We start from the raw sequence: 10,000 nt of genomic DNA on the forward strand, positions 1-10,000 counted from the left end.
CGCGTGTTCGCCGCCGGGGCCGGTGGCGTAGCTGAGCAGCGGATAGGCCTTGTCGCCCTGACCGGACACGCCGTCGATGCGCCCGTCGCGCGGCGCGTAGCCTGACAGGGTCAGGCCGTGGCTGTGGTCAGCGGTAATCAGGATCAGCGTATCCCTGGGGTCGGTCTTGGCCAAGGCAACGCTCACCGCCTTGGCCAGTTCATCGACATCGTGCAGGGCGCGGTGGGCGTCATTCTTGTGATGCCATTTGTCGATCGAGGCGGATTCGACCAGCAGGAAGTAGCCCTTGTCATTGCGCGACAGGAGGTCGATGGCCTTTGCGGTCATCTCATCGAGACCCGGCACGTCCTGCGGCTTATCGAGCGGCGAGGGCAGGTCGCCCTTGCTGAACAGGCCCAGAACCGGACCGGCGGTTTTGGTGTTCAGCGCCGCAAGCTGCGCCTTGCCGGTCAGGACGGCGGCGTCTTTTTGCGCCTTCCACTCAGACGTCAGGTCGCGCCCGTCCTTGCGCACGCCGCCGGCGGTCACGGGCAGAAAGTCTTCGAGATCACCGCCCATGGCGACGTCAAGGCGGAGCGCCGCCGGGGCCTGCACCAGTTGCCGGGCCAGATCCGTGCAGCCCGCCGCCACCGCTTCGGGCGGCAGGTCGGCGTCTGAGCGCCAGTTGCGCGTCGAGGTGTGGCCAAAGGTGCCGGCGGGGGTCGCGTCCGTAATACCGGAAGTGGTGACGGCGCCGGCCGAGCGGCCCGACAGCTTGGCCTGTTCGGCGATGGTCAGGACGCGGGCGGCCGCGACGCCGTCGCAACTCTTGCTCTTCACATCACCGGTCACGCCGATGGCGCCGTTGATCGTCTTGACGCCGGTGGTGATGGCCGAGATGCCATTGGCGGAGTCGGTGACCAGATTATTGGTCGAATAGGTCTTGGAGAAGGCCGTATAGGGCAGGGCTTCGAATGACAACACGTAGCTGGCCCCGTCCTGACCGCGCACCTGCCCGGCCAGTATGCGTCCGGCGGTGACCGAATTGATGCCCATGCCGTCGCCGATAAACAGGATGACGTTTTTGGCGCGGCCCGTATTGGGCATCTGGGCGGCGGCGGCCTCGATGGCGGCCTGCTGTGCTTTGAAACCAGCGTCCTGCGTCAGGTCACGTGTGGCGGGCAGGGGAGCCGGCGCGGTTTGCGCAATAGCGGACAGCGGCAGGCTGAGCGTGGCGAAAATCAGGCTGAGGACGCGGACGGACATGGCAGGGGCCCCTGAAAGCGACGGCCCCGGAAGATAGGTGGACCGACAATGGCCGTGCCTGTAACGGCTGCCCATGACAGTCAGGTGACAGAAAAAAGGTCAGTCGGCGACTTTTTCGAGATAGGTCTGCGAGCGCATTTCCTCAAGGCGGGACACGGTGCGCTCAAACTCAAACGCCCCATCGCCCGCTGGATAAAGGGCGGCTGGCTCAGCGGCGGCCAGCACCACCAGCTTGGTGTTGGCCTCATATAGCGCGTCGATCAGGGTGACGAAGCGTTTGGCTTCGTTGCGCTTTTCCGGTCCCAGTTGTGGGATATGGTCGATAAAGATGGTGGTGAAGCGTTCGGCAATGGCCAGATAGTCCGCCGGACCGTTATTTTCGGCGCACAGCTCAGCAAAGCTGGCGCGCAACAGCGGCCCGCAGGTGCGTTTCAGTGTCAGCTTGCGTTCATTGACGCTCAGCGTGGTGGCGACCGCCTTGCCCGGCCCGACCATGTCGCGCCACAGGACGTCATAGGCGGCTTCGGACGCAGCATCGTCCGGCGTGAAATAGACGCGCGCGCCTCTCAGGCGATCCAGACGGAAATCCTTTGGCCCCCTGACCTCGTGTACCGTCATCTGGCGGCGGATCATGTCGATGAAGGGCACGAACAGGTCGCGGTTGAGGCCGTTCTTGTACAGGGCTTCGGGCGCGCGGTTGGAGGTGATGACGATGGTGACCTTCTGCGCAAACAGAGCCTCAAACAGTCGTCCCAGAATCATGGCGTCGGCGATATCGGTCACCTGAAGCTCATCGAAACAGAGCAGCTTCGACTCTCTGGCGATCAGTCGGGCGACCGGGGCCACCGGATCATCGCCCTTCGACGTGCCAAAAACGGACTGGCGTTCTTTCGCATCGCCCTGACGCCACACCTGCACCAGCTCATGCACCTTGGCCATAAAGGCGTGGAAGTGGATGCGGCGCTTAGGCTCAAAGGCGACGTGTTCGTAAAAGAGGTCCATCAGCATGGACTTGCCGCGCCCCGGCTGTCCCCATAGGTACAGGCCGTAACACTGCGCGCCGCCAAACAGCCCCTGCCAGAAGCCGGCACTGTCACGCAAGGTCCGCTCCAGCTTCGACAACACGTCCACGGCCTCGGCCTGCCCCGGATCGGCGGCGATCTGACCCGATTTGATCAGTTGCTTGTAGGCGGATTTGACGGAACCGGGCATCAGGCGAAAGTGTCACGAAATTGTGATAAACAGATGTGCCGCCCAAACTAGCAGACAAGTGTGGGTTTGCGGTTAAAAAAATGCTGCATAAGCGTAAATGACGCCGCGCCCCTTTAGCGCCCAAGGCATAGTGAAATCTGCTTGGCGACCTGAATGCCATGCGCCGCCGAGGTGGTCACGCACGGGTGCCAGTAGTCAGTCACCTCACCACAGGCCCACAGACCGGAAACGACCGTCTCGCCCTGCCGGTTCACCGCGATGAAACCGTTTTCATTTTTCAACTCAAGGTCTTGAGGCAGGCCGTCAGGCAGTTGCGCCGCAAAGCCATACATGACGCCAAAGGCATCGAAGACCTCTCCATTGATGGTCATGCGTGCCTGATCGGCGGTGTAGGGGCCAATGCGCACCTTGGCCTCCGGGATCAGTGCCTGAAGTCCGGGCTGAGCCCGCGGGGGCGTGCGAGAGAAAATCGTCACCGATTTTGCGCCGCGTTGCAGCACAAATCGGGCCTGGTCAAAGGCATTATCGCCGCCGCCCAGTATCGCAATTTTACAATTGCGCACCTCCAGGTTTTCCATAGGATAACCGGGTCCGACGGCGACATTGTGCGCCGGTTGGAAGTGTCCTCTCACCGGTTGCGTCCCCGTAGCGATTACCAGATGTTGTGTCCCGTAGTGTCCGCGTACAGCCTCGCCTTCGACCCGAAGCCTGAATCCGCCATCGGCGGCTTCGATGCGGCTTACGCGGCTGTTGAGCTGACAGGGCACGCCGATGGCATGGACATGGCGATGCAGGGCACCGGCCACCTCTTCACCGGTGTGGCCCATAAGGCCGGGAATCCACAAATTTTCGTAGGGGCTGCGCCTTTGCAGACCGCCCAGCGCGTCGCTGGCCTCAACCAGCAGTGCGCGAACCCCCAGCTTATGCAACCAGAGGGCGCAGGCGCACCCCGCCGGGCCGCCGCCAATGACAATGGCTTCGAAGGCTCCGTCATCGGAAGAATTCGTGAAGGACGGGAATGCGGCGGTCATGCGGCTATAAAGCGGCGAAATCACTTATCTGGCAAGGATTTTGCCGATAAATTTATCAGTACCCGTTAGGGAATTGATAGGACTTGTATGAAATAAACTGTAACATGGGAGCATGTTTCGTGAGAAGAGACAGTTCCGGAGGAGCGTACCCAGATGAGACTGTTATGCGTTGAGGACAATTCCGCACTGCGTAAGATGATGGATTGCGTCCTGTCCCCCACAGGTATGGATGTGGATTTTGCCGCCAATGGGCGCGAAGCCGTCGAAGCCTATGAAATCTCCGAATACGACGCCATTCTGATGGACGTTGAAATGCCCGTCATGTCCGGTATCGAGGCGGTGCGTGAAATCCGTCAGATCGAGCAGGGTCATAATCTGGGCCATACCCCCATCCTCTTTCTGACCGGTAAGGAACAGGCACGTCTGCGCGAAGTCAGCCAGACCGTTGGCGGCGATGGCCTGTTGCCCAAGCCCTTTACCCGCGAAGCCCTGCTGTCGGCGCTGGATCGTATCCGCCACATGCCGACCACGCCCTCCTATCCGGGCGGCATGGCGGCGCACGCCTGAAATAATCTCAAAAGAAACCAGCAACTCAGTCAGGCGTCACATAAGTCTGATTGAGTTGAGGGCACAGAAAAAAAGACGTTTTCCCCTCTGGCTTTCTCTGATAAGGCACGCGCCACCGGCGCGATGCCTTTTTGTTTATTTGCGCCAACCTCACTCAGTTTTGGAGTTTTCCGATGACCTATCGTGTCGCCGTTGTCGGCGCCACCGGCGCTGTTGGCCGTGAGATGCTTGCCACGCTCGAAGAGGTGGATTTTCCGATCAAGGACATCTACGCCGTGGCGTCGCGCAAATCGCTGGGCGTTGAGGTGAGCTTTGCCAACCGCACCCTGCGTTGCGAAGACCTGGAGCAGTTCGACTTCTCCAAGGTCGATATCGTGCTGATGTCGGCCGGTGGTGACGTGTCGAAGGCGTGGTCGGAAAAGATCGGCAAGCAAGGTCCGATCGTCATCGACAATTCGTCGGCCTGGCGCATGGACCCGGATGTGCCGCTGATCGTGCCGGAAGTGAATCCCGACGCCGTCTGGGACTGCAAGAAGAAGAACATCATCGCCAACCCCAACTGCTCAACCATCCAGATGGTGGTGGCGCTGAAGCCGCTGCATGATGCCGCGCGCATCAAGCGCGTCGTCGTCTCGACCTATCAGTCGGTGGCCGGAGCCGGCAAGGCCGGTATGGATGAGCTGTGGGATCAGACCAAGGCCGTCTATGGCCTGGGCGAAACCGAGCCCAAAAAGTTCACCAAGCCCATCGCCTTCAACGTCATTCCGCACATCGACGTCTTCATGGAAGACGGTCAGACCAAGGAAGAGTGGAAGATGAAGGTCGAGACGAAGAAGATCCTCGACCCCGATATCGAAGTCTTCGCCACCTGCGTACGCGTGCCGGTGTTTGTCGGCCACTCCGAATCGATCAATGTCGAGTTTGAAAACCCGCTGGATGAGGCCGAAGCCCGCGAAATCCTGCGCGAGGCCCCCGGCATCGCCGTGGTCGATAAGCGCGAAAACGGCGGTTACGTGACGCCGAAGGAGTGTGTCGGGGAATTCGACACCTTCATTTCGCGCCTGCGCAACGATCCGTCCGTGCCGAACGGACTCGCCTTCTGGTGCGTATCGGACAATCTGCGCAAAGGCGCGGCGCTCAATGCCGTGCAGATCGCACAGCTTCTCGACGAACGCGGGGTTATCACGCCAGTCACAGCCTAAAGATCACTAACGCAAAGTGATCCTTTAGACCGGCGGACCCCTAGGGTTCCGCCGGTTTTTTCGTTGCCGCGTCATGCTGTGGCGCTAGATCATTATGGTTTCTGGTAGAAACATAATGATCCAGCTTTTGTTTAGCCCCTCGCCGGGCGGTGGCTTTGCCACCTTGGCCGCCGCCTCAATGGCGGCTTGAGCGGAATGATTCCACTAGAAATCATTCCGCTCTAAGAAGTAAAAACTGAAACCAACACGTCTCTTTACTCCCCCGGCGTGCCGGGGGAGGTGGCTGGCCAAAGGCCAGACGGAGGGGGGCTCGCGTAGGTTTTAACGGGCACCGGGTGTGTTGGCACACTCCGAGCCCCCACCACCGCATCTAGCAGCGCCAGCGCTGCGTCGTGCGGTCCCCCTCCCCAATAAATTGGGGAGGTAAAGAACAGTGATTGGATGTTTCCATGACGACCTCTACGCCGACGACACCGTCTCAGCCGTTTTTCGCTTCGCCCATCGGTCTGGCCATACTGTGCTATGCCGTCTGGGGCTTTGCGCCGCTCGTCTATCTGCCGATGAAAGACTTTGGCGCGGGCGCTTTGGAGATCATGGCGCACCGATCGGTATGGGCGCTGATCTGGTCGGGCGGGCTGGTGCTGATCACCCGGCAGTTTCCGGAAGTGCTGACCATCGTCCGCACGCCGAAGGTGGCGCTCACCCTGCTCGTGGCGGCGCTGATGATCGCCATTAACTGGGGCGTCTTTGTGTGGGCGGTGACCAACCACCACACCATCGAGTCGGCGCTGGGCTACTATCTCAACCCGCTGCTGAACATGGCGGCGGGGGCGATCCTGTTCAAGGAGCGCCTTGATAACTGGGGCAAGGCGGCCATCGGTCTGGCCATCGTCGGGGTAGGGATTCAGGCGCTGGCGCTTGGCCATATTCCCTACATCGCGCTCACTCTGGCCCTGTCCTTTGCCACCTATGGCATCATCCGCAAGCAACTGGCCGTGTCGGCTCTGGCCGGGCTGTTTGTTGAATGCGTCTTCCTGTTTGTACCATCGATCCTCTATCTGGTGTGGTTCGAAGGGACGGGGCAGGGGCACTTCTTCGGCGGCCTGTCGCACGCCTTCTGGTTCGCCCTGACCGGGCCGGTGACGGTGTTGCCTCTGTTCCTATTTTCCTACGTGGCGCGTCGTCTGCCGCTTTCGACGATGGGCTTTATTCAGTTCATGGCCCCGACCATTGCCTTCATGATCGGCCTGTTTCAGGGCGAGTTGTTCACGCCGCTACGGGCGCTGTCCTTCGCCTTTATCTGGTTCGGCGCAGGGGTGTTTGCCTTTGGGGCGTGGCGTCGCGCCAGACAGATGCGGGTGGGGTAAAGCGGGGGATAACCCCCCTCCGCCGATTCCGGCGGTATCCCCCCTGATATCAGGGGGGACGCTTAGTTTAGCGCTGCGTACACCTCATTAATCAGCCCGACCGGACTTTCTGTGCTTTGTCCAGTCGGGCTTACAGTGCTGCGTACACCTCATTGATCAACCCGACTGGACGGGGATCGCCGATCAGGTAGTGCGACTGACGGCTCATCACATAGGCGATGCTGAGGCGCTTGTCCGGGTCGGCCATTACGCACGACCCACCCCAGCCCGAATGGCCGACGGCGCGGGCATTGGGGCCATAGATGCCGATGCCGCGATTGCGCAGGAAGCCCGCGCCCCACGACAGGTCGAACGGCAGGACGCGGTCGCGCCCGAAAACCCGCTCCTTGGTGGCGTCGTTCAGCGTCTTTTCCGACAACAGCGGCTGCCCCATCAGCGTACCGCCATTGGCCACCACCTGCATCAGCAGGGCCAGAGCCTCGGCCGTAGCATGGCCATTGGCCGACGGGATTTCCATGCGCCGCCAGTCGGCTGAGCCGCGCCCGGCCGGTGAGGAGCCCTTGTCGAGGAAGGCGGCCTGTTTGATCGCATCCAGCGGGCCGAGGTCCGGGGCGCGCGTAGGTTTCCACATTTCCGAGATACGGGAAAACTCGCTGTCCGGCGTGCCGATCATCAGGTCGAGCCCGAACGGCGTGGCGATGTCTTCGCGCAGCGCCGTCCCCAGCGTGCGACCATCGGCGCGACGAAAGATTTCCCCCAGCAGATAGCCGATGGTGATGGGGTGATAGCCGGAGCCTTCGCCCGGCGTCCACAGCGGCGCCTGATCGCACAGGGCCTCCAGCAGGGCCGGAATGTCGAACCAGGTGGTCGGATCAATCGGCGGGCTGAACCCCGACAGCCCCCCCTGATGCGAGATCAGCTGCCCCAGCGTGATGTTCTCCTTGCCCTTACGGCCAAACTCCGGCCACAGCACCGAGACCTTATAGGCGTAGTCGAGCTTCCCCTGATCGACCAGCCGCGCGATCATCAGGGCGGTCACGGCCTTGGTCGAGGAAAAGACCGGTGTCAGAGTGGTTTCGGTGAAGGCTTCGGTGCCTTCGCGGTTTTTCACCCCGCCCCACAGGTCGAGAATGACCTCATCCGCCTGCACCACGGTGAAACGCGCGCCCTTTTCGCTCAGACCGTCCGGGCCTTCGGCAAAATGCCGGGCAAAGCGGTCCTTGACGGCGGCGAAGCGGGCGGGGGCGGTGCCGTGGATTTCGGTCATAAGGCGGGACTCCGAAGCATAGGCTTATGGTTATAGGGGGGCGGCTGGCTAAGGGCAATGGCCGTCATGGAAAGGCTGGGGCGGTAGCGTGACACCATGACGCAGGCGGTTTTTGCCTGTCCTTGGGCGCTGATTAAACAATTGGGTACAGGCTGTGCGGCTCACCATCCTGTCTGGAGTACCCGCATGTCAGCTTCTTTCTTTTCCGCCACCGCCCTGCACGACCCGCTGGTCGGGGCACGCCGTCTGGCGCTTTATGGCATAGACGGGGATATGTGCCGAAACGTGCGGGCGCACCGGGCGTATCTGATGGACCTGCTGCCGGCGTGTCTGGAACGCTTCTACGCGCATCTGGGGCGCTTTCCGGAACTGGACGATTTTTTCGGCGGTGAGGAGCGGACCGCGCGGCTGATCAGCGGTCAGTTAAGGCACTGGGACTGCGTGTTGTCGGCGGAATTTGACGACGTCTATTCGGCCTCGGTGGCGCGGGTGGGGGAGGCGCATTTCCGCATCGGCCTGTCGCCCAAGCTGCACATAGCTGGCTACAGCCTGATTCTGGACCATCTGTGTGCCGCCATCATGGAGACCTATAGCGCCACCTATCCGGACGCCGAAGCGCAGGCCGTAGCCATTCTGATCCGGCATCTGACGCGGCTGGTCATCTATGATCTGGAATGCGCCATGAGCGTCTATGTCGATCAGTCGTCGAGCGTTTTTATCTGAGCGTGTGCAAACGATAGCCTTGGGGCGTTGCCGCAAAAAGGCCACAATTCGCCGCACCTTGGTCGTCCATCACAGGAGGACTTCCATGCGCCCTGCCCGCACCCTTACCGCCCTTATCGCCGCGACCGGCGCCCTCAGCCTGGGGGCCGTCACGCCCGTTCTGGCCCACGAAGGCCACGACCATCACGAAGCCCACGCCAAGGCCCCGGATGCGGCGCTGAAAGCCGCCATCGACGGCGCGTGGCGTACACCGGAAAACAAGGCGCGCGATCAGTACCGCCACCCGGCAGAGGCGCTGGCCTTCTGGGGTCTCAAGCCCGGCGCCGATATTGTCGAATTCTATCCCGGTGCCAAAGGCTGGTGGACGGAAATCCTGGCCCCCTACGCCCATAAAACCAAAGGGCGCTACACCGGTGTGATGAACAACACCAATGATGCCGCCTTCTGGGCCGAGGTAGCGGACAAGTCGATCTATGGCGAGGTCAGCGCCTCCACGCTCGACGCCCTGCCGGCAGGTAAGGCCGATCTGGTGCTGATCGCGCGCGCCTTCCACAACTGGGCGCGTCAGGATGGGGCGACCGAGCGTCATCTGGAGGCCGCCTTCAAGGCGCTGAAGCCCGGTGGCATTCTGGCGGTCGAGCAGCATCGCGCGTCGGAAGGCTCAGACCCCAAGGCCGGGACGGGCTATGTGCCGGAAAGCTATGTCATTGAAGCGGCGAAAAAGGCGGGCTTCGTGCTGGCCGGCAAGAGCGAGATCAACGCCAATCCGAAGGATGATCATGACCATCCGTTTGGCGTGTGGACGCTGAAACCCATCCGCAGCAGTGGCAAGGGCGACGCCGCCCTGACGCCCGAACAACGCGCGCAGTTTGATGCGATTGGTGAATCCGACCGCATGACGCTGAAGTTCAAAAAGCCGTAACGGCAGACAGCCGCTTCGCATTGACCATTTTCAGCAATTCCGCTGCCGCCATCGCGTCCGACAGGGCGCGGTGATGGTTGGTCAGCTCAATGCCAAACTCACGCGACAGCGGCCCCAGTCCGTAGGCCGCCAGGCCCGGAAAGTGCCGTCGCATCGACGCCACGGTACACAGCTTGGGATAACGGAAGGGGCGTTCCAGCCGCCGATATTCCGCTGACAGGAAGCCGTAGTCGAAATTGACATTGTGGGCGACGAAGACCGTGCCTTTCAGAAAGGCGTCCAAGGCGTCGGCGATGTCGGCAAAGCGCGGGGCGTCCCTGACCATCGCATTGCTGATGCCGGTCAGTTCGGTGATGAAGGGCGGGATGCGGCGTTCGGGATTGATCAGGCTTTGCCAGGTGTCGATGATCTCGCCATTGCGGATTTTGACCGCGCCGATCTCGGTGACGCGCTCATAGGCCGCC

Annotated in this window: 10 protein-coding genes; 5 read left to right on the forward strand and 5 right to left on the reverse strand. The window is 61.6% G+C overall.

Annotation, left to right across the window (positions count from 1 at the left end):
- From LDL37_RS09565 to LDL37_RS09575, 3 genes are all read right to left on the reverse strand, one after another.
- Positions 1 to 1,245: alkaline phosphatase (locus LDL37_RS09565; protein ID WP_290797290.1), on the reverse strand; the 1,245-nt coding region annotated here is incomplete at its 3' end.
- Between the two features lie 99 nt (positions 1,246 to 1,344).
- Complete coding sequence (gene zapE / locus LDL37_RS09570; RefSeq protein ID WP_290797294.1) at positions 1,345 to 2,457, reverse strand: cell division protein ZapE; 1,113 nt, start codon at positions 2,455 to 2,457, stop codon at positions 1,345 to 1,347.
- A gap of 113 nt (positions 2,458 to 2,570) precedes the next feature.
- Positions 2,571 to 3,488, reverse strand: coding sequence for an NAD(P)/FAD-dependent oxidoreductase (locus LDL37_RS09575; RefSeq protein ID WP_290797297.1), 918 nt, complete (start codon positions 3,486 to 3,488; stop codon positions 2,571 to 2,573).
- Positions 3,489 to 3,641: 153 nt separating this feature from the next.
- Here LDL37_RS09575 and LDL37_RS09580 point away from each other — a divergent pair, with 153 nt between their 5' ends.
- The 3 genes from LDL37_RS09580 (at position 3,642) to rarD (ending at position 6,624) form a co-directional block, all read left to right on the forward strand.
- On the forward strand, positions 3,642 to 4,055 hold the full coding sequence (locus tag LDL37_RS09580) for a response regulator (RefSeq protein WP_290797299.1): 414 nt from the start codon (positions 3,642 to 3,644) through the stop codon (positions 4,053 to 4,055).
- Between the two features lie 173 nt (positions 4,056 to 4,228).
- Positions 4,229 to 5,257: an aspartate-semialdehyde dehydrogenase gene (locus tag LDL37_RS09585; protein ID WP_290797302.1), complete on the forward strand. Its 1,029-nt coding sequence runs from the start codon at positions 4,229 to 4,231 to the stop codon at positions 5,255 to 5,257.
- Between the two features lie 449 nt (positions 5,258 to 5,706).
- The gene (gene rarD / locus LDL37_RS09590; protein ID WP_290797305.1) at positions 5,707 to 6,624 is read left to right on the forward strand and encodes an EamA family transporter RarD; all 918 of its coding nucleotides are present in this window, start codon (positions 5,707 to 5,709) and stop codon (positions 6,622 to 6,624) included.
- 130 nt (positions 6,625 to 6,754) lie between these two features.
- Here rarD and LDL37_RS09595 read toward each other — a convergent pair whose 3' ends face one another.
- On the reverse strand, positions 6,755 to 7,891 hold the full coding sequence (locus LDL37_RS09595) for a serine hydrolase domain-containing protein (RefSeq protein ID WP_290797307.1): 1,137 nt from the start codon (positions 7,889 to 7,891) through the stop codon (positions 6,755 to 6,757).
- Between the two features lie 186 nt (positions 7,892 to 8,077).
- Here LDL37_RS09595 and LDL37_RS09600 point away from each other — a divergent pair, with 186 nt between their 5' ends.
- Together LDL37_RS09600 and LDL37_RS09605 are read left to right on the forward strand one after the other, a co-directional pair.
- Positions 8,078 to 8,614 (forward strand): protoglobin domain-containing protein, encoded by a 537-nt coding sequence (locus LDL37_RS09600; protein ID WP_290797310.1) that lies wholly within the window; start codon positions 8,078 to 8,080, stop codon positions 8,612 to 8,614.
- 85 nt (positions 8,615 to 8,699) lie between these two features.
- Complete coding sequence (locus LDL37_RS09605; protein WP_290797313.1) at positions 8,700 to 9,536, forward strand: methyltransferase domain-containing protein; 837 nt, start codon at positions 8,700 to 8,702, stop codon at positions 9,534 to 9,536.
- Here LDL37_RS09605 and LDL37_RS09610 read toward each other — a convergent pair.
- Positions 9,523 to 10,000: 3'-5' exonuclease (locus LDL37_RS09610; RefSeq protein WP_290797316.1), on the reverse strand; the 478-nt coding region annotated here is incomplete at its 5' end. The genes LDL37_RS09605 and LDL37_RS09610 overlap by 14 nt on opposite strands.

It is taken from the genome of Asticcacaulis sp., assembly GCF_020217185.1.
In the GTDB taxonomy this organism is placed as follows: Bacteria; Pseudomonadota; Alphaproteobacteria; order Caulobacterales; family Caulobacteraceae; genus Asticcacaulis.